Origin of the sequence: uncultured Marinobacter sp., from assembly GCF_947259545.1 — a bacterium.
GTDB lineage: Bacteria > Pseudomonadota > Gammaproteobacteria > Pseudomonadales > Oleiphilaceae > Marinobacter.
Window position 1 is genome coordinate 60,528 of the sequence record NZ_CAMYMK010000008.1, and the last position, 18,940, is coordinate 79,467.

At 57.6% G+C, this 18,940-nt stretch carries 19 protein-coding genes; 14 read left to right on the plus strand and 5 right to left on the minus strand.

What is annotated here, in order from left to right; translation table 11 throughout:
- Positions 1 to 108: 108 nt before the first annotated feature.
- Together Q0Y21_RS11935 and Q0Y21_RS11940 are read left to right on the plus strand one after the other, a co-directional pair.
- A complete protein-coding gene (locus Q0Y21_RS11935) occupies positions 109 to 1,365 on the plus strand; it encodes an HDOD domain-containing protein (RefSeq protein ID WP_297795607.1) in 1,257 nt (418 codons plus the stop codon).
- A 49-nt stretch (positions 1,366 to 1,414) separates the two neighbouring features.
- Positions 1,415 to 1,993, plus strand: a complete 579-nt coding sequence (locus tag Q0Y21_RS11940; RefSeq protein ID WP_297795610.1) for an LON peptidase substrate-binding domain-containing protein — start codon at positions 1,415 to 1,417, stop codon at positions 1,991 to 1,993.
- Positions 1,994 to 2,020: 27 nt separating this feature from the next.
- On the opposite strand, the gene Q0Y21_RS11945 is transcribed toward Q0Y21_RS11940, so the two are convergent.
- The 3 genes from Q0Y21_RS11945 to Q0Y21_RS11955 are packed head-to-tail and all read right to left on the minus strand — an operon-like array spanning position 2,021 to position 5,486.
- On the minus strand, positions 2,021 to 3,475 hold the full coding sequence (locus Q0Y21_RS11945; RefSeq protein WP_297795613.1) for a bifunctional DedA family/phosphatase PAP2 family protein: 1,455 nt from the start codon (positions 3,473 to 3,475) through the stop codon (positions 2,021 to 2,023).
- Entirely contained in the window at positions 3,472 to 4,470 is a 999-nt protein-coding gene (locus Q0Y21_RS11950) for a diguanylate cyclase (protein WP_297795616.1), read from the minus strand. Before Q0Y21_RS11950 ends, Q0Y21_RS11945 begins: the two co-directional genes overlap by 4 nt.
- On the minus strand, positions 4,467 to 5,486 hold the full coding sequence (locus Q0Y21_RS11955) for a GGDEF domain-containing protein (protein WP_297795618.1): 1,020 nt from the start codon (positions 5,484 to 5,486) through the stop codon (positions 4,467 to 4,469). The genes Q0Y21_RS11950 and Q0Y21_RS11955 overlap by 4 nt, the downstream gene beginning before the upstream one ends.
- Positions 5,487 to 5,674: 188 nt before the next feature.
- Between Q0Y21_RS11955 and Q0Y21_RS11960 the strand changes: the two genes are divergently transcribed.
- The 11 genes from Q0Y21_RS11960 to lipB all read left to right on the plus strand — a co-directional run bounded on the left by Q0Y21_RS11960 (position 5,675) and on the right by lipB (position 15,704).
- Positions 5,675 to 6,931: a glutamate-5-semialdehyde dehydrogenase gene (locus Q0Y21_RS11960; RefSeq protein WP_297795622.1), complete on the plus strand. Its 1,257-nt coding sequence runs from the start codon at positions 5,675 to 5,677 to the stop codon at positions 6,929 to 6,931.
- A gap of 6 nt (positions 6,932 to 6,937) precedes the next feature.
- Positions 6,938 to 7,588, plus strand: a complete 651-nt coding sequence (gene nadD, locus Q0Y21_RS11965) for a nicotinate-nucleotide adenylyltransferase (protein WP_297795625.1) — start codon at positions 6,938 to 6,940, stop codon at positions 7,586 to 7,588.
- 69 nt (positions 7,589 to 7,657) lie between these two features.
- Positions 7,658 to 8,008 (plus strand): ribosome silencing factor, encoded by a 351-nt coding sequence (gene rsfS / locus Q0Y21_RS11970; protein WP_297795628.1) that lies wholly within the window; start codon positions 7,658 to 7,660, stop codon positions 8,006 to 8,008.
- Between the two features lie 2 nt (positions 8,009 to 8,010).
- Positions 8,011 to 8,481: a 23S rRNA (pseudouridine(1915)-N(3))-methyltransferase RlmH gene (gene rlmH / locus Q0Y21_RS11975; RefSeq protein ID WP_297795631.1), complete on the plus strand. Its 471-nt coding sequence runs from the start codon at positions 8,011 to 8,013 to the stop codon at positions 8,479 to 8,481.
- An 8-nt stretch (positions 8,482 to 8,489) separates the two neighbouring features.
- On the plus strand, positions 8,490 to 10,382 hold the full coding sequence (mrdA, locus tag Q0Y21_RS11980; protein ID WP_297795634.1) for a penicillin-binding protein 2: 1,893 nt from the start codon (positions 8,490 to 8,492) through the stop codon (positions 10,380 to 10,382).
- Positions 10,379 to 11,518 carry a rod shape-determining protein RodA gene (gene rodA, locus Q0Y21_RS11985; protein WP_297795637.1) on the plus strand — a complete coding sequence of 380 codons (1,140 nt, stop codon included), beginning with the start codon at positions 10,379 to 10,381 and terminating at the stop codon, positions 11,516 to 11,518. Before mrdA ends, rodA begins: the two co-directional genes overlap by 4 nt.
- Before the next feature lie 140 nt (positions 11,519 to 11,658).
- Positions 11,659 to 12,666 carry a lytic murein transglycosylase B gene (mltB, locus tag Q0Y21_RS11990; protein WP_297795640.1) on the plus strand — a complete coding sequence of 336 codons (1,008 nt, stop codon included), beginning with the start codon at positions 11,659 to 11,661 and terminating at the stop codon, positions 12,664 to 12,666.
- A complete protein-coding gene (locus Q0Y21_RS11995) occupies positions 12,663 to 13,556 on the plus strand; it encodes a septal ring lytic transglycosylase RlpA family protein (protein ID WP_297795643.1) in 894 nt (297 codons plus the stop codon). The genes mltB and Q0Y21_RS11995 overlap by 4 nt, the downstream gene beginning before the upstream one ends.
- Before the next feature lie 37 nt (positions 13,557 to 13,593).
- Positions 13,594 to 14,757 carry a D-alanyl-D-alanine carboxypeptidase family protein gene (locus tag Q0Y21_RS12000; RefSeq protein WP_297795646.1) on the plus strand — a complete coding sequence of 388 codons (1,164 nt, stop codon included), beginning with the start codon at positions 13,594 to 13,596 and terminating at the stop codon, positions 14,755 to 14,757.
- 34 nt (positions 14,758 to 14,791) lie between these two features.
- Positions 14,792 to 15,061, plus strand: coding sequence for a DUF493 domain-containing protein (locus Q0Y21_RS12005; RefSeq protein ID WP_297795648.1), 270 nt, complete (start codon positions 14,792 to 14,794; stop codon positions 15,059 to 15,061).
- 4 nt (positions 15,062 to 15,065) lie between these two features.
- Complete coding sequence (lipB, locus tag Q0Y21_RS12010) at positions 15,066 to 15,704, plus strand: lipoyl(octanoyl) transferase LipB (RefSeq protein ID WP_297795651.1); 639 nt, start codon at positions 15,066 to 15,068, stop codon at positions 15,702 to 15,704.
- A gap of 15 nt (positions 15,705 to 15,719) precedes the next feature.
- Here the strand turns inward: lipB and Q0Y21_RS12015 are convergent, their stop codons facing one another.
- Positions 15,720 to 16,811 carry a diguanylate cyclase gene (locus Q0Y21_RS12015; protein ID WP_297795653.1) on the minus strand — a complete coding sequence of 364 codons (1,092 nt, stop codon included), beginning with the start codon at positions 16,809 to 16,811 and terminating at the stop codon, positions 15,720 to 15,722.
- 263 nt (positions 16,812 to 17,074) lie between these two features.
- On the opposite strand from Q0Y21_RS12015, the gene Q0Y21_RS12020 reads away from it, so the two are divergent.
- Positions 17,075 to 18,529 carry an AarF/ABC1/UbiB kinase family protein gene (locus Q0Y21_RS12020; protein ID WP_297795655.1) on the plus strand — a complete coding sequence of 485 codons (1,455 nt, stop codon included), beginning with the start codon at positions 17,075 to 17,077 and terminating at the stop codon, positions 18,527 to 18,529.
- Here the strand turns inward: Q0Y21_RS12020 and Q0Y21_RS12025 are convergent.
- Positions 18,460 to 18,912, minus strand: coding sequence for a YqaA family protein (locus tag Q0Y21_RS12025; protein WP_297795658.1), 453 nt, complete (start codon positions 18,910 to 18,912; stop codon positions 18,460 to 18,462). The two genes, Q0Y21_RS12020 and Q0Y21_RS12025, sit on opposite strands and share 70 nt — an antisense overlap.
- Between the last annotated feature and the right edge of the window lie 28 nt (positions 18,913 to 18,940).

Here is an 18,940-nt window from a genome sequence, read left to right on the forward strand (position 1 = left end):
TCTGATCGCATGGTTGTTTTACCGGACCGTGTTTACAATGAGTAACAATAGGATCAAACAGTCGCCTCCGAAGACAGGAAAGACTGGGTAAATGGAGAGAGTGTGTTTATGGCCGAGCAGGAAAACCTGTCACTACGCCAGCTCAAGCAGTTTCAGCCCCTTAACCGGTTAACCGATGACCAGCTGGTACTGTTGGCCAGTCGGGCGGAGCGTCGGGTGCATGGGGCCGGTCAACGAGTGGTTGAGCGAGGGGCACGGGATGGCATGGATCTGTTCCTGGTGGCAGGCGCGGTAGAGCTGCAATCGGGGGATGGCCGCAAATCCACCATCGAGGCAGACAGTGAAAAGGCGCTGAACCCCATCGCCCGTCTGCAACCGCGGATCTACGATGTAACCGCGGTTCAGGATTGTGAATTCCTCGCGGTGGAGCAGGATATCCTCAACCAGATGTTGCGCTCCGCCCCGGTCCAGCAGGTGGAGATTGAGTCGGGCACGGACTTTGGTAGTGACGAAAGTGAGGAACATCGCCTGTTGATGGAGTTCTACCTGGAATTGCGTTCCAACCAGATGAGTCTGCCGAGCGTGCCGGATGTCGCCTGGAAGGTGAGGCGGCTGGTTGAACGTGAGGACACCAGTGCAGAGCAGGTGGCGCAGGCGGTGTCGGCTGATCCTGCCATGGCCGCCAAGCTCGTGCGAGCCAGTAACAGCCCCCTGTATCGTGGCTTCCGGGACGTCCGCAATATGCGGGAAGCGGTGGTGCGGCTGGGTATGAGGACAACCCGTCAACTGGTAACCGTCTTCGCCATGCGGGAGGTATTCAATACCCGACAGGCCTCCCTGCAGAAGGAAATGGATCGGCTGTGGCGGCACTCCAGAGAGGTAGCTGCCCTGTGTTGGGTTTTGGCCGACAGCGCGACCCGGTTGAATCCGGAAGAAGCGATGCTGGCGGGGTTGTTGCACGACATCGGTGTGGTGCCGGTGCTGGTTCAGGCAGAGCATCACGTCAATCTGTTTGCGGATCAGGCCAATCTGAATCATGTTATAACAGAGCTCAGAGGCGATGTTGGCACTGCCGTGCTGGAGAATTGGTCATTTCCCGGGACCTTTGTCGAGGCGGTGCGCCACGCCGAGGACTGGGGGTATGAAAGTCGTGAGCCGGAACCGCAACTGGTGGATGTGGTGATTGTTGCCCAGTTGCACTCGATGATTGGTTCCAGCCAGAATTCAGATCTTCCCTCATTTGATGAAGTCCCGGCATACCGCAGGTTGGGCGAGCTCGAGCTCAATGCATCCCGGAGCCTGCAACTGCTGACAGAGGCTCGTGCCCGGGTAGATGAGGTTCACCAGCTTTTGTCAATTCACTGAGGTTGTGTGATGGTAATTCCAGATTCGACTGACAGGTGACCGCGTCCCGATGAACGTGCCCCTTTTCCCACTCAACTCCATTGTGCTGCCCAAGGGGCGAATCCCCTTGCAGCTTTTCGAGCCGCGCTACATCGACATGCTGACCCGGTGTCTAAAGGAAGATCGGGGGTTTGTGGTGGTGATGCTGCGAGAGGGGCTGGAGACTGCCAAAGAGGCCGCGTTCTATGACATCGGTACCTACGTTCGGATCATCGATTTCCAGCAGTTGGATAGCGGTTTGCTGGGTATTACCGTCGAAGGTGAGGGCAAGGTTTCCGTGGTTCGGAGTTGGCAGGAGTCCGATGGGCTGAACCTGGGGGACGTCGAACGCCTGATGAACGAAGCCAGCTGTGAGGTGCCGGAACGCTATCTCGAATTGCCTGCAGTGTTGAAGGCTCTGTTTCGCCATCCTGTAATCCGCGATCTGGATATGGAGGTCGACTACAGTGATGCCCGGGATGTGGGATGGAGGCTGACTGAATTGTTGCCCCTGGACAAGCGGGAGAAGCAAAAGCTGGTTGAACTACAGGACCCTATCGAAAGGCTGAGCCGGTTGCATTCCCTGCTTGAGGCGCTGGAGGAGGGCTGAGCGGTTTTCCTGGTGTTGGGTCTCAGGTCAGAGTCCGTTGGGTGTGTAGAGTGCCAGTGTGTGCGGCCATTGGTACCAGATATAGGCTGCCGTAAAGACTCCCCCGGCAATCATCGCTGCCAGTAATGAAAAGTCCTGGGACAGCGGTACCCGGTCGTAGCGACTGTAGCTGGCGCGAATATAGCCGGTAATGGCCAACCCCAGAAAGAATCCCCCGATCACATCCGTGAACCAGTGTGCTCCGAGATACAGGCGGCTGACCGCGACCAGAAGGATGGGCAGGCTGAGCACCAGATAGATGCGCCAGCGTTGGCGGTGTCTGGTTTCCCTGGCCACGAAATTGGCAGTCAGCATGCAGAAGACAGTGATGCCTGCTGTGTGTGTGCTGGGAAAGGAGCCTGACGCGGGTGGGTTCAGTAAGAGATCCGGTCTCGGGATGGCGGTGAGTGTCTTGAATAGCCACACCAGAAGGGTCGTGAGCGCAAGAGCGGCAATAATATGCACGGCCGCGCCGTAATACCCCCGAAAGGCAAGCACAAGCGACAGACACGCCCCGGCGACGCTGAGAACCAGCGCCTCACCTGTCAGGCTAAAGAAGAGCATGGCGGGATCAAATAGCGGTTGTCGCAACTGCGAGAACCAGGTGGCTGCGGCACTGTCGAGGGGCTGGAGCAGGGTGGTGCTCATCACCAGTTGGCTCCATATCAGGAACAGTGCCGTGGCAGCGACAGCGAGGGACAGTGAGGGCAGCGGGAATTCACCGCCCTGGGCGGGACGGTCACTGGAGTAGAGGCGCCAGAATCGGTGTGTGGCGTCGTACTGTGCCATTTTTCTGGCCAGCCACTGATAGAATCGGCTGCTGTAACCCAACCCCAGCTGAAAACGGAAAACGGTCAGGTAGATGACAATCAGCGTAGCCATGCTGATTGCGACAACCGGATAAAAATGAGCTGGTGGCCGAACGTCGCTGGCCAGTGCGCTGCCTACCAGGTAACCCGGAATCATATACACGGGGGCCCAACCCACCGCGGACGTAAGGTTGAACAGCAGGAACCGGCGCCAGGGCATCATCAGGGCGCCGGCGACCAGCGGAATCACCGGTCGTATCGGGCCCACAAAGCGCCCGATTATGATGCTGACACCGCCGTACCGGTAAAAGAAGTATTCGCCCTTGTGGATGGCTCTGGGATACCGGCTCAGGGGCCAGATCCGATCCAGCTTGCCCTGACAGAGGCGTCCCAGTGCGAAACTGATGCCGTCACCTGCAATGGCGCCCAACGCCGCCCAGAGTAAGACCTCCGACAGTGGCATGGAGATTTGTCCGGCCAGGGCGGCTGCGGCGAACATAATAGCCACGCCCGGTATCAGTATGCCGGCAATGGCCAGGGATTCGACAAACGCGGTTCCGAAAATTGCCAGGGCAAGCCACTCGGAGTGGTTGATTAACCAGGCGGAGAGGGAGGAAAGCCAGTCACCGCTCATGACCCGGTGGCATCTCCTGGCAGAAACCAGATGGAATCAGCCCCGTGCTTGCGGGCCTCCTCCAGGGCAAGGTGGGCGCGTTTCCTGAGGGCATCCGTGCGTGTATCGCCGGAGCCACGAGTGGTACAGCCCAGGCTCACGGTTGCTTTGCCGACCACGGCCCAGTTGTGCTCGGCGATAGTCCTGCGAATGCGCTCGGCAATCACCCGCACCCCCTCTTCGGGGGTAAAGGGGAGAATCAGGAAAAACTCGGATTCCTTCAGGGTGTAAAGCGTGTCCCCTGCGCGAATGACTCCGAAGAGGTGTTGGGTGATCTCCCGGAAAAGTGTCTGGATGCCATTTTTTCCATGCAGATCTTCTGCCTCATCGGCGTAATCAATTGCCAGTTTGATGATCGACAGTGAGTGGCCGGTGGCAATGGCGCGGCTAATTTCCTTCTGCAACGTTTCGTCCAGGAAGCGTGCATTGTGGGCGCCGGTCACGGGGTCGGTTATCGCCAGATCTTCCGCCGATTGCGCCATATGATTGTAGTGCCATATATACAAGGCCCCGATTGCGATGAGTGCCATGGCGCCCGTCAGTATGGTGGTGGTTTCCTGCAGCGGATGGCGAAAAATCAGGAAGAATGCCAGGGCCAGGAACAGGAATAAGGACAGGATGAGCCCCTGACGCAGTGGCAGGATCAGCAGATTGAGCAGGATAAGTGGCATGCTCCAGTGACTGATTCCCGAGGTGTCCAGCGTGTACATGGCTGCAATCAGCCCGACATTCAGGGCGGTCAGGATCATCAGGTGCCCCGGCGCCGATAACTGTTGGCGGCGACACACGAAGGTGTAGCCCGCGCCGGCCAGAGTCAGCAGGGTCATGCCGGCAGCCAGGTAGAAAAGGTCATAGAACCCATAGCGCAGATTCTGGAGGGCGAGGCTGGCAATAAACAGGGCCGCCAGACAATAACCGGCCAGATGAGTGTAGGTTCTCAGGCGTGTTTCAGTCATGCAATGGGGCCCTCGACATCGGCTTCCCTGGTAGGTGGTGAGGAATGCGACCAGGTGCTGTAGGACTGGGTGCGGTTGCCTCCCTGTTGCTGTGCCCGGCGCAAGGCGTTGGCCGCGGACTGTTGCAGGCTGTCTGCGTCGTCTCCGATATTAAGGCCGGCGATGCCCGCGCTGACGGTTAATTCCAGTCCGTGGGAAACCAGCAATCCCCGAAGGCCCTTGCGGATGGTCTCTGCCCGGCTGGTGGCGTTGGAGGTGGATATGCCGGGCAGGATAATCAGGAATTGCAGATCAGCTACCCGGTAATAGGCGTCAAAGTCCCGCAATTGCGAATGCAGGTAGCGGCCAATACGGGGCAGGATGGAGCGAATGTCGGCATCGGGATCGGTATCGCTCAAATGGGTGTCCAGGCCGAGCATGATAATGGACATGTCCGTGCCTTCCCGTTCACTGCGCTGGATTTCCTTGTGCAGGTCGGCGGACAGGTAATCCCGGCTGGCGGCCTGAGTGAGTTCGTCGGTGCGACGTAAAGGGGCCAGCTGCCGGGACTTGTATTCGCGCAGAAAGACCAGGACCGCGGACAGCATGATAGTGAGTAGAAAGGCACTGATCATCTGGTGACGCTCCGGTAGCCCGGTCGACCAGTAGGTTGACGCCATGGCCAGGAAGGCGCAGGCCAGAGTTGTTAGAATGGCCAGGGAGACGGGCAGCAGTGCAAATGCCAGTAATGGTGCTATGTACAGCCAGTGGACCAGGCTCCTGGGCCCGGTCCACAGGCTACCGGCCAGGAGGATCAGGAAGGCGCCCAGAATCAGGCGGTTGATCATTGGCCAGGGTGCGCGGGACCGCTGAGTATGAAAGGTGCTCCCGGTAAAGATCAGGGCTGCTGCCATCAGAGCGGTAATTGTCGTGAGGTGTTCGCCGAATATGGCAGAGAGCACAGCGATGGCAATCAGTGCGATGAAGCCAGCTCTCGACAGGCGACTTAACAGGAATTTTTCGGCCATCTGGGCCATAGTATCCATCCTCTCCCGGACATCCGTTTGTGTCAGCATAACGCAGGTTGCGTCCACCGTCTGTCATTCAATACCGATCAGGCTGGTCGGCAGCGGTATAATAATCGTTTGGGATGCGTACTTGAATCGGGAAAGGTAAAGTTACCGTCTTATTTGTGAAATCAGCTATTAAAACCAAAGGTAATCGAATGGATATTGCAGCGTACATGGCCGAAGTGGGTCAGCAGGCACGTTCCGCGGCCACGGCGGTGGCTCGCGCGACCACGGCGGTGCGGAACCAGGCCCTGTTGGCAACCGCAGAGGCGCTGGATGCTTCCCGTAGCGAACTGGTGGAGGCCAATGCCCGGGATCTGTCTCAGGGGCGTGAAAACGGGCTGGACGCCGCGATGTTGGACCGTCTGGAGCTGACACCGCAGCGAATCGACACCATGATTGAGGGGCTCAGGCAGGTTGCTTCGTTACCGGACCCGATTGGCGCGATTACCGATATGACCTACCGACCCTCAGGGATCCAGGTTGGCAAAATGCGGGTCCCACTGGGCGTGATTGGCATTATCTACGAATCCCGGCCCAATGTGACAGTGGAAGCCGCGAGCCTGTGCCTGAAATCCGGGAACGCCACCATTCTCCGTGGCGGATCCGAATCCATACATTCTAATCAGGCCATCGCCAGTTGCCTCGCCAGGGGCCTGGCTGAAGCCGGATTGCCTGAAACCTCGGTGCAGGTGATCAAGACCACAGACCGTGCGGCGGTGGGTGAGCTGATTACCATGCCCGCCTATGTGGATGTCATCGTGCCCCGGGGTGGCAAGGGACTGATCGAACGGATCAGCCGTGATGCCCGGGTGCCGGTCATCAAGCATCTGGACGGAGTCTGCCATGTCTATATTGACAGCCACGCGGACCCGGAGAAGGCCCTGAAGGTGGCGGTGAACGCGAAAACTCATCGGTACGGCACCTGCAACACCATGGAAACGTTGCTGGTGGATGCCGAGATCGCCGAGGATATCATGCCCCTGTTGGCGGATGCCTTTACAGAGAAGGGCGTTGAGCTGCGGGGTTGTGAACGCACAAGCGCTGTGCTGCCCTCTGTGACAGCTGCGACCGAGGCCGACTGGGAGGAAGAGTATCTGGCTCCGATCCTGGCGATCAGGGTCGTGGATGGCCTGGACGGGGCCATTGACCATATCAATCGGTACAGTTCGCAGCACACCGACAGCATTATCACGGAAAATTACACTCGAGCGCGACGCTTCATCACCGAAGTGGATTCGAGTTCCGTCATGGTCAATGCTTCCACTCGCTTTGCCGATGGCTTTGAGTATGGTCTGGGGGCCGAAATCGGTATCTCCACTGACAAGATCCATGCGCGGGGACCCGTGGGACTGGAAGGGCTGACATCGCAGAAATATGTGGTGTTCGGTGACGGCCACGTCCGGACCTGATTGCTTATGCATGTTATCTACGGCGGTACGTTTGATCCGGTACACCACGGCCATCTCAGGCTTGCCATCGAGCTGAGGGAATGTCTGGGCGTGTCGGAGATTTCACTGGTGCCGTGCCATATTCCGCCTCATCGCGGGTCAACCAGCGCCAGCAGTGCGCAGCGCCTGAAGCTGTTGCAGCTGGCGATTGCCGATGAGGCCGGGCTGGTTGTGGATGATCGTGAGCTGACGCGGCAAGGGGCTTCCTTTACTGCCGATACCCTTCGTCAGTTACGTGAGGAGCTGGGGGCGCAGGAACCCTTGGTCATGGTGGTGGGCACGGATGCTTTCGCCGGGTTTGACCGGTGGCGCGATTGGCAACGGATTCCGCAACTGGCTCATGTGGTGGTTGTGAAACGTCCTGGTCCGGAGCTGGACCCAGAAGGGGTGCCAGCGAAATTACTGCGAGACCATGGAGTGTCAGCTGCCGATCAGCTTCATAGAGCCCCCTGCGGGTACTTTTTGGAGCTGAATCCGCCACTTCTGGACATTTCCGCCACCGGTATTCGTGAGCGCATCCGGTCCGGGCGGTCGCCCCGATATCTCCTTCCGGATCCGGTCTGGCGGGAAATTCGTTGTCTCGGGCTTTACGGCGCCTGCCCCGACGGGAACTTTTAGTGCTACAATCGCAACTGAACAACATTTTTGGATGGCCGCCGTCGCCGCCATCCTTCCAGCAGGGTGATTATGCAGGCAGAGCAACTGAAAGATCTGGTGATAAGTGCACTTGGAGAAGTAAAAGCACAGGATGTGAGTGTGATAGATGTCAGGGACCGCACCAGCGTGACCGATTACATGGTGCTGGCATCGGGGACATCCAACCGTCATTTGAAATCGCTGGCGGATTCCGTGATCGCGGAAGCCAAAGAACAGGGGGTTCGTGCCAGCAACGTGGAAGGAAACAATGTCAGTGACTGGATCCTTGTCGATCTGGGAGATGTTGTGGTCCACGTGATGATGCCGGCCACCCGTGAATTCTATGATCTTGAGCGCCTGTGGCGCGATGCTCCTGATCTGGGTGTTGCGGGTAGCGAATAACCATGCGATTACGTCTGATCTGTGTGGGGCAGAAGATGCCCGACTGGGTCAGCCTGGGATACACTGATTACGCCCGCCGAATGCCGCCGGAGCTGCCACTGGAACTGGTAGAAATTCCAATGGCTCATCGGGGCAAGAATCCGGACATTGCCCGGCTGATGCAAAAAGAAAGCGATTCGATTCTGTCAGCCGCTGGCCCGAGAGATCGTGTGGTCGCCCTGGAAGTGGGTGGTCGCCCATGGTCGACAGAGAAGCTTGCCAACCAACTGGAGAACTGGCAGCAGGACGGTCGCGATGTCAGCTTCCTGGTCGGGGGGCCGGATGGTCTTGCCGACGCCTGCCGACAGCGGGCAGACCAGCTCTGGTCCCTCTCCCCCCTGACGCTCCCTCATCCTCTGGTGAGAATTCTGTTGGCTGAGCAGTTGTATCGTGCCTGGTCGATTACCCGTAACCATCCGTACCATCGGGCTTAGGACGCATCATGCCCTGGGGAGAATTCAAAGACGTGGCCGCCGAGCGTCGCCTTTTTCAGAGGCGGACGATGGTCATGGTATTCGTTGTGCTGGTTATGCTGGGGCTATTGGTCGCCAGAATGTATCAATTGCAGATCGTTGAGCACGACGTATACACCACACTTTCCGACAAGAACCGGGTCCAGGTTCAGTCGGTCGCCCCGCCCCGGGGGCTTGTCTATGATCGTAACGATGAATTGCTGGCAGAAAACCGACCGGTGTTCGGGGTTACCCTTGTGCCCGAGCGTGTTGACGGCATGGACGAGACTCTGGCCAAGCTTGGGGGCCTTCTGGATATTTCCAAAGAAGACATGGAGCGATTCCAGCGCCGTCTGCGGGAACCCCGGCGGCCGTTCCAGCCAATTCCGCTCCGTTATGACCTTAATGAAGAAGAAATTGCCAGCCTTGCGGTTCATCGCCATGAACTGCCCGGCGTTGAGGTATCGGCGGAGCTTGTTCGCTATTACCCCCACAGCGAACTGACAGCTCACGCCCTGGGATTTGTTGGCCGAATAAACCGGGAAGAGCTGCAGCGAATTGATCCGGTTAACTACGCTGGCACCAACTACATTGGCAAGTCCGGTATTGAACGCTTTTATGAGGCCCTGCTACACGGTCAGGTGGGGTACCAGCACGTGGAAACCAATGCGCGTGGGCGAACCCTGAGGGTGCTGGAGCGCCAGAACCCTGTTCCCGGGGAAGACATTCAGTTACACCTTGATCTGAGGTTGCAGCGGCTTGCCCACCAGCTGCTTGATGGCCGGCGTGGCGCGATCGTTGCGATTGAGCCGAAAACCGGTGGCCTGCTGGCACTTGCCAGTGTGCCGGGCTTTGATACCAACCAGTTTGTGACGGGGATCAGCGTCGAGGACTACCGTGCCTTGAGCACCGATATAGACAAGCCTCTGTTCAATCGTGCGTTGCGTGGTCAATACCCGCCGGGCTCCACCATGAAGCCCATGCTGGCAGTGGCTGCACTGGACAGCGGTGCAACGACAAGAGAAAAAACCATATGGGATCCCGGTTACTTCCAGTTGAATACGGGCGGACGACGTTACCGCGACTGGAAGCGAGGCGGTCACGGCTGGGTGGACCTGACCGATGCCGTAGCCCAATCCTGTGACATCTATTTCTATGAAATTGCGGTGGAAATGGGTGTAGACACCATGTACGAATACCTGTCCAAATTCGGTTTTGGTGAAGATGCGGCACTTGACGTCTCCGGCGCCATGAGTGGCTTGTTACCTTCCCGTGACTGGAAGAGGGCGGTGCGGAACGAACCCTGGTATCCGGGGGACTCGGTCAATATGGGAATCGGGCAGGGCTTTATGCTGGCGACCCCGTTGCAACTGGCGACGGCGACGTCGCTGATTGCCAATCGGGGCCGCTGGCTCGAACCGAGGCTGCTCAAAAGCATCAAGGGTGATCGTTCCACTGAAGAGTTCCTTCCGCCGGGGGATCATGCGCCCCTGGAGCTGAAGAACCCGGATGACTGGGAATTCGTGGTCGATGCCATGGCGGAAGTCATGCACGGAACCAAAGGCACCGCGCGTGGATCAGCCCGCGGGGCGCCTTATCGCATGGCGGGGAAGACCGGAACAGCGCAGGTATTCAGTCTCGCGGAAGATGAAGAGTACGAGGAAGAGGATGTCCGTGAACGGTTGCGCGACCATGCGCTGTTTGTGGGGTTTGCTCCGGTTGACGATCCGCAGATTGCCGTCGCCATCATCGTTGAAAATGGCGGCGGTGGCAGCAGCACCGCCGCGCCGGTGGCCAGGGAGATGTTTGATGCGTGGTTGCTGGGCTTCCCGGGTGAGGAAGAGGCACTGGTGAGCGGGACCGAATCCGGGGGCACGGAATGATACTGGGCAAAGGACTGAATACGGCTGATCATCCCCTGTCGAGACCGCGTAGTCTGTGGTCTGTGTTCCATATCGACCCGATCCTGTTGACCTTGCTACTGCTGTTAGTTGGCGGCGGCCTGGTGGTTCTCTACAGTGGCGCTGACCGTAACATCGAAGTAGTCAAGGCGCAGGGAATTCGCATGGGCGTCGCACTGGTGGTCATGCTGGTGTTTGCCCAGTTGGACCCCGCTGTCTTCCGGCGCTGGGCCCCCTGGCTTTACCTGGCCGGAGTGGCCGGTCTGGCCGCAGTTTTATTGGTTGGTGTCGGTGCCAAGGGCGCCCAGCGCTGGCTCGCCATTCCGGGGCTGCCGCGGTTCCAGCCCTCGGAGCTGATGAAGCTGGTGGTGCCGATGATGACAGCCTGGTACCTGTCCCGTCATTTTTTGCCGCCGACATTCTCGCGGGTTGCTGTTGCTGTGGTTCTCGTACTTGCCCCGATGTCGATGATTATCCTTCAGCCAGACCTGGGGACCTCTCTGTTGGTCGGTGCCGCGGGTATTTTCGTTGTTTTCTTTGCAGGTATGAGCTGGCGATTGATCGCCGCGTTTGCCGCCCTGGTATCGGTCTCCGCGCCGCTGATGTGGTTTTTTGTGATGCGGGACTATCAGAAGCAGCGGGTGCTGACTCTGCTGGACCCGCAAAGCGATCCCCTGGGGGCGGGCTGGAACATCATCCAGTCGAAAACCGCTATTGGCTCCGGTGGCCTGGATGGCAAGGGCTGGCTCCAGGGCACACAGTCTCATCTCGAATTCCTGCCGGAAAGCCACACAGACTTTATTGTGGCGGTGCTGGCCGAGGAGTTTGGTTTCATCGGTATGTTGATTTTGATGGCGGTCTACCTGCTCATCATCCTCCGGTGCCTGTACATTGCCGCCACTGCCCAGGATTCATTCAGCCGGTTGCTCGCAGGAGCACTGACCATGACCTTCTTTATTTATATTTTCGTCAATGTGGGAATGGTCAGCGGGTTATTGCCAGTGGTGGGGGTTCCGCTTCCGCTTGTCAGCTACGGGGGAACATCGAGCGTCACCCTGATGGCGGCCTTTGGTGTGCTGATGTCCATTCATACTCACAGGCGAATGATCAGCGCCTGACCATGGACAGCGGGTAATGGTTCACCGCTGGTGCTCCGTGGTAATGTAGCTTCGGTTTTTAGTGAGCCGGCAAAGACCCACGGTCCGGCGTTGCCGTATCCCATGACCGCCAGGCCCGGCCATCAATTTACAGGTAAGTAATGACAGCTGTCCGTCTCCCAGTTTTTTTCCGCTTTGCACCCCTCCTGTTTGTGATGTTCACCTCGCTTGCTTTTGCCCAGGGTTACGATGCCACGCCGCAAGGCAGGGCTCTGATCGAGGAGATGGTAACGAAGCATGGGTATGATCAGGAAAGGCTGGAAGCTCTGCTGGCAGACGCGACCCGGATCGACAGAATACTGGAGTCCATCAGCCGCCCCGCCGAGAAAACCCTGACCTGGCAGGAGTATCGGAAGATTTTTATCAAGCCTGAAAGGGTTGAGCGTGGCCTGAAGTTTCTCAAGGAGCACGATGGGGCCTTTGCCCGGGCGGAGTCCGAATTTGGCGTTCCCGCGACGGTGATCGCAGCGATCATTGGGGTGGAAACCTGGTACGGTAAGTACACGGGCAACTACCGGGTGATGGATGCCCTGGCGACCCTGGCTTTTGATTACCCCCCTCGTAGCCGCTTTTTCCGCAGTGAGCTGGTCCAGTATCTGCTGATGACCCGGGAGCAGGGATTTGATCCTCTGGATATCAAAGGGTCCTATGCCGGCGCCATGGGCTACGGCCAGTTTATTGCCAGCAGTTACCGCCACTTTGCCATCGACTTTGACGGTGATGGTATCGCTGATATTCTGACCAACCCCGTCGACGCCATAGGCAGTGTCGCCAATTATTTCAGTGCGCATCACTGGCGCGGGGGGGAGTCCATTGCCGAGCCCCTGGGCGGTCACCTGCCGGTGGATAGTCCCTTGTTGACCCCGGGACTGAAGCCGAAGCTGACGGTCACCGACTATCGCACGGCAGGGTTGGAGCCTGTGTTGATGCCCAGTGACGATGCTCCAGCCCGGGCAATCCTGTTGCAAGGCCGTGAAGGCCCCGAATTATGGCTGACTTACCATAACTTTTATGTGATAACCCGTTACAATCATAGCCATCTATACGCCATGGCGGTTTTACAGTTGGCCGATGAGTTAAACAAACACAGGAATCCTGACCGGTGGTGAACCATTTTCCACTCTCGTTGCTGGTAATCATCGTCACAGCATTCGTTGTATCCGGGTGTGCCTCCTCGCCGACGCCGGAGACGGATCATTCGTCCCGGTATACGATTTCACAGGATCGTGCTCCCGAGGGGGATTTTGACGTGTCGGGGCTTGGGGATGCCCGGCCGCGTTATGAAGCGCCCCGGTCTGCTGGAAACAAGTCCCCCTATACCGTGTGGGGCAAGCAATACACGGTGATGGCCAGTAATGATGGCTACGTTGAGCGGGGCACCGCGAGCTGGTACGGCGAGAAATTCCATGGTCATAAAACCTCCAATGGCGAGGTTTTTGATATGTATGAAATGTCAGCGGCGCACAAGAGCCTGAGAATACCGGGTTATGCTCGGGTCACGAATCTCGACAATGGCCGTTCAGTCATTGTGCGGGTGAATGATCGGGGCCCTTTCCACGGTGACCGGCTGATCGACCTTTCCTACGCGGCGGCTAAGAAGCTGGGTTATCAGGGCAGAGGTACCGCCCGGGTGGAAGTTGCCGCCATAACGGTAAAGCAAGACGGTACCATGACCCTGGCCGGTCGGCCGTATGCCGGCGGCGGGGAGCCGATTCCGGTTGAAAAGATGGCGGATATTGCTGAGGTAAATAGCGGGCCCACGGCACTGTTTGTGCAACTGGGCTCATTCAGTAGCCGTAATCCGGCAGAGGTTCTGTTGGCCAGGGCCAGAGGTGTGATTGAGAACCCGATGCGGGTAAGGGCGGTGGACACGGCATCCGGACGTTTCCACCGGGTGCAGGTTGGCCCCTTCAGCAATCCGGATGAAGCCCGAAAAGCCCAGGCGAGGCTTGAAAACCGGGGATTTGGCCAGACCATACTGCTGACCGATTCCCACTAAAAAGAATCAATACACTTAACGACGAATGAATGGACCCATGGTGACTAATCCTGTTTTCCGCGCTCTAACCGCTCTATTGCTGCTGGTGTTGATCCCAATAGGATCGGCCAATGCCCAGACGGTACTGATTCCTTCCCCTCCGCAAGTGGCGGCGAGTTCCTATATCCTGATGGACCCCCTCAGTGGTCGGGTAATCATGGATGAGAACAGCAATGAACGTTTGCCGCCGGCAAGTCTGACCAAAATGATGACAGCCTATATCGTTGAGCGGGAGCTGGACGAGAGCCGTCTTTCCATGTCGGACATGGTGCCGATCAGTGTCAATGCCTGGCGTACGGAAGGCTCCCGTACCTTTGTCCAGGAAGGAACGGAAGTTTCTGTTGAAGATCTGCTCAAGGGCGTGATTATCCAGTCCGGAAATGACGCATCGGTAGCCCTGGCGGAGTTCGTTGCCGGCAGTGAAGGGGCCTTTGTCGATATCATGAATCAGCAGGCCCAGTTGCTGGGTATGAACGATACCAATTTCGAGAATGCCACCGGCCTGCCATCGCCGGACCACTTCTCCACCGCCTATGATCTGGCACTGCTGGCGATGGCGATCATCAACGATTACCCCGAGAACTACCCGTTGTACGCTGAAAAGCATTTTACCTACAACAATATTCGCCAACCCAATCGCAACAGTCTGCTTTGGCGTGATGACAGCGTCGATGGCCTTAAAACCGGCCATACTGAAGAGGCCGGATACTGTCTGGTGGCCTCTGCCAAGCGCAATGGCACCCGGCTGATTGCCGTGGTGATGGGGACTGACAGCACAGGGGCCCGGGCCCAGGAAGTCCAGAAGATGCTGAACTATGGTTTCCGTTACTATGAAAGCGAGAAACTGTTTGGCGCCGGTCAGGAACTGATCAAGGCACGGATCTGGGGCGGTCGTGATGATGAGCTGTCGGTTGGTGTCACTGAAGAGGTTAATGTCACCATTCCCCGCGGTTCCCGCGATTCACTGGAATCGACCGTGGACCTTGATTCCGTTATTAAAGCACCCATCAAGGTGGGGGATGAGCTTGGTCGTGTGAAGGTCAAACTGGGCGATGACGTCATTGTGGATCAGCCGGTACTGGCACTCAGCGACGTGCCTGAAGGTGGGCTATTCAAGCGCCTGTGGGATGCCATCAAGCTCTTTTTTGTTCAGTTGTTCTAGTGAAGACCCCTGATGTCTTCGGGAGTAAGCCGGCATGAGTGAGCCGAAAGCACCTAAAATCGAGTTTCCCTGTGACTATGTCATCAAAGTGATTGGCAATTCGGCGCCGGATTTCACCGAATTCGTGGTTGATGTCGTGGAGCAGCATGCGCCGGGCATCAGTGAGGACGATGTGTCCGTCAATGAGAGCAGCGGTGGCCGTTTTTCATCGGTACAGCTGAAGATCGTGGCCACCGGAGAAGCCCAGCTCAAAGCCCTGTTTGAAGACCTGAAGGCCAGTGGCCGGGTGCATATGGTGCTGTGAGCCGATGACGCAACTGATCGTACGCTCGTTGGGAGAGCAGCCATACCTGGAAACCTGGGAAGCGATGAAAGCCTTCACCGCGGAACGTGACGACACTGTGGCGGATGAGCTGTGGTGTCTGGAGCACCCCCGGGTCTATACCCAGGGCCAGGCAGGGAAGGCGGAACACATTCTGGCGCCGGGGGATATTCCCGTTATCCAGGTGGACCGGGGCGGGCAGGTGACCTATCACGGCCCTGGCCAGTTGGTGGTTTATCTGTTGATCAACCTGCCACGGGCCAAGCTGGGTGTGCGGACACTGGTGGATCAGATTGAGCAGGCAATCGTTCGGGTGCTGGCCGACTCCGGCATCAAGGCGGCCCCGAGGCCGGATGCTCCCGGAGTTTACGTGGGGGATGCCAAAATAGCCTCACTGGGTCTGCGTGTCCGCCGTGGCTGCTCATTCCATGGGCTGGCATTGAACGTGAACATGGACATGGAACCATTTCGCCGCATCAATCCCTGTGGTTATGCGGGGATGGCCATGTGCCAAATCAGTGACTTTGTCAGCGGTGCCACGGTGGCGGACTTTTCCACCAGGTTGGCGGACGAGCTGGTCACGGGGCTTGGCCATGACCAGGTTGAGTATCGTTCCGGTTGGTAAGGTCGCAACGCCTGTCTAGGCAGTGAACTGCCCATCGAAATCGCAAACTGTGTTACGCCCCAGGGTTTTCGCGCGGTAGAGACCTTCGTCGGCTCTTTGCAACAGTCGGTCCACGGACTCGGCATTCCGGATGGTTGCCACCCCGACACTGATGGTGGCATTGATGGCATGGCCTTCTGCGTTCACGGATTTTCGGCTGACCGCTTCGCGTATCCGGTTGGCGGTCTTTACCGCTTCTTCGGTGTTGGTTTCCGGCAGCAATACCAGGTATTCCTCTCCACCCCAACGTGCCAGGGTATCGACTTTTCGGCATTGCTCACTCAGTGTCGAAGCCACCAGCTTGATCATTTCATCGCCAATGTGATGGCCATGGTTATCGTTAACATTCTTGAACAGGTCGATGTCCATCAGCAGTACTGAGAACAGCCTCGAGTTGCGCAGATAGCGCTGGTATTCGCTTTCAAGTTGCGCCAGCGCTTCCCGGCGATTGGCGAGACCGGTGAGGGCATCGTGCTTCGCGGCAAACTCGAATTCCTGGGCAAGTTTCAGGAGCCCCAGCTTACTGCGGCGTCGGCTCTGGTCCAGGACATAACAGGTGGATATTTCAAAAGCGAATACGGCCATCATGGTGAGCCGAAAGCTGGCCGTGTACGGCGTCTCAAACAGCTGGTCTCCAATCGGGCTGAATAACACAGCCACACCAAGGAGCCCGCCGCTACAGGCAATGACTCCGACCCGGGACTGGCTGATATAGAACACGACCGGGGGGTAGGCAAACAGCCAGATGATGGCGGAACCATCCTCCACAGCCTGCACCGCCATATAGGTGAACAGCGCCGTGATGAGGGTAATGAAGCCCCTGCGTTGCAGGGTGCTGTTGTGGCTAACCAGATAGGCAATGCCATTGATCGCCAGAAGTCCCGCGAAAAGGACCAGTACGATGGCAGGAGTGAGATCCTCGCGCAGGGATGAGCGGTACGCAAAGAAAACAAGTAAAGGAACGGCAGCAAGCGTCAACCATCCGATCAGCGTGGGAACGGGAATTTCGCCCTTCACCCGGTACTGGGACAGATCAGCATCCGCTTTATCTGTGGTTACATGAGTCATTTTAAGGTCTTGTTGTTATGGTGTTATTGTTGAGTCTGTTATGTCAGGTTCGCGGTTCAATACTAGACGGGTTCCGGGCTTCAGAGTGTTTAGAAACGTAAAGAGTTGCAATAAGTTTTTAGCCATACGCCAGGAGGGGGAGTTTGCATTGGCCGCAAGGCCAACAAATGATTGGCGAATCAGTGAGGGTTGATGCGACTCGTATACGTATAATGGCCAAAGTAGCCTAACGGCTAAAATGTACTGAACCGGACGGAAGATTGATGGTGTCCAAAAAACGAGGAACCTCCGTTTCACGTATCAAGACCGGAAGCTTCGAACGCCGTTTGACGCTGACCAGGGCCGGGCTGTTTGCGGGCACGCGGATGGCGTCACATATGGCGACGAACTGGTTCAGTAGTCGGGAAAAGCGGGATCAGCGTCACCGGGCCATGCTGTCCAGCCAGGCTGAATTTCTGGTGGATGAGCTGGGCAAGCTCAAGGGGAGTGTGGTCAAGATTGGTCAGGTTATGGCCCTTTATGGGGAGCACTTCCTGCCGGAAGAAGTGACCGAGGCGTTACACACCCTGGAAGACCAGACCACCTCCCTCGAATGGTCCGCCATTGAGCGGGTGTTGAAGGAAGAGTTGGGTACTCAGAGGCTGGCGGAGCTGGATGTTGATCCCGAACCCATCGGGGCTGCGTCACTGGGGCAGGTGCACCGGGCCCGCCGCAAAAGCGATGGACTTGAACTGGTTCTGAAGGTTCAGTACCCGGGGGTAGCGGATGCCGTAGACAGTGATCTGAATGCGGTGGCCCATCTCCTGAAAATTGCGCGCCTGGTGTCTTTCGGGCCGGAGTTCAACGACTGGCTGGAAGAAGTGCGGGAGATGATGCACCGGGAAGTGGACTACCGGTTGGAAGCTCGTACCACTGAAAAATTCCGCAAAATGCTGGTGGCCGATCCGAGGTTTGTGGTGCCCAGAGTATTGGAGGAGTTCTCCACCGCTCATGTGATTGCCTCCACTTATGAACATGGCCATTCAGTCAGCTCCGTGGCTGTGCGGGAACTGTCCCTGGAGCGGCGTTCGGAACTGGGGCTGGCGGCTCTTGAGCTGTTCTTCCGGGAACTGTTTGTCTGGGGCGAAATCCAGACCGATCCGAACTTTGGTAACTACCGTATCCGCATCGCCGGTGAGCAAGGCTCCGACCGGGATTATGATCAGATCGTGCTGCTCGATTTTGGCGCGGTGCAGGCCTATTCGCCGTCCTTCCTGGATCCGGTTATTCAGATGATTCGGGCATCCTATGAAGGAGACCTGCCGACGGTCGTCGAGGGCGGCGTGGAGCTACGCTTCATGAGTCCTGACTGGCCAGACGATGTGCTCGACAAGTTTGGCGCCGTCTGTATGTCAGTGCTGGAACCGCTTTCCCGGGACCGGAGCCAATGGCCGGATTATGCCGTGAATGCCAATGGCGAGTATCGCTGGAAGCAGAGTGATCTGCCATCGCGGGTGGCCCGTCAGGCGGCAAGGTCTGCCATCAGCCGTTATTTCAGGGTGCCGCCAAAGGAATTTGTGTTCCTCAACCGGAAACTGATTGGGGTGTACACTTTTATTGCGGTACTGAACGCCGAGTTCAATGGTGAGGAACTGCTTCGCGCCTACCTTTACGGGGATGGTACTGATTCTGAGGGTACCCCTGCGGTTTCAAGGACCAGCCAAAGCACGAAGCCGTAACGAACGCCTTTGCCAATGGCGACCAGCACCACGAAGTTCAGCCAGGGTACGCGCATCACCCCACCAATAAGTGTGAGCGCGTCGCCCCCCAGGGGCATCCAGCCCAATAGTAATGACCACTGACCGTATCGGTTAAACCTGTCCCGTGCTTTCTGCAATTGCTGCTCTGTTACCGGAAACCAGCGTTTGTCCTTAAAGCGATCCACCTGCCGGCCGATAACCCCATTAACAACCGAGCCCAGTGTGTTCCCGGCCGTTGCCCAGAACCAGAGCCAGAACAGGGAATAGCTTTGGGTAACCATTGCACCCAGCAAGACCTCAGAGTACGCCGGAAGCAGGGTGGCTGCAGCAAAAGCAGTCAGGAACAGGGTCAGGTATGCCAAGTTGTTACCTCGCTTTAAACACCGCAAT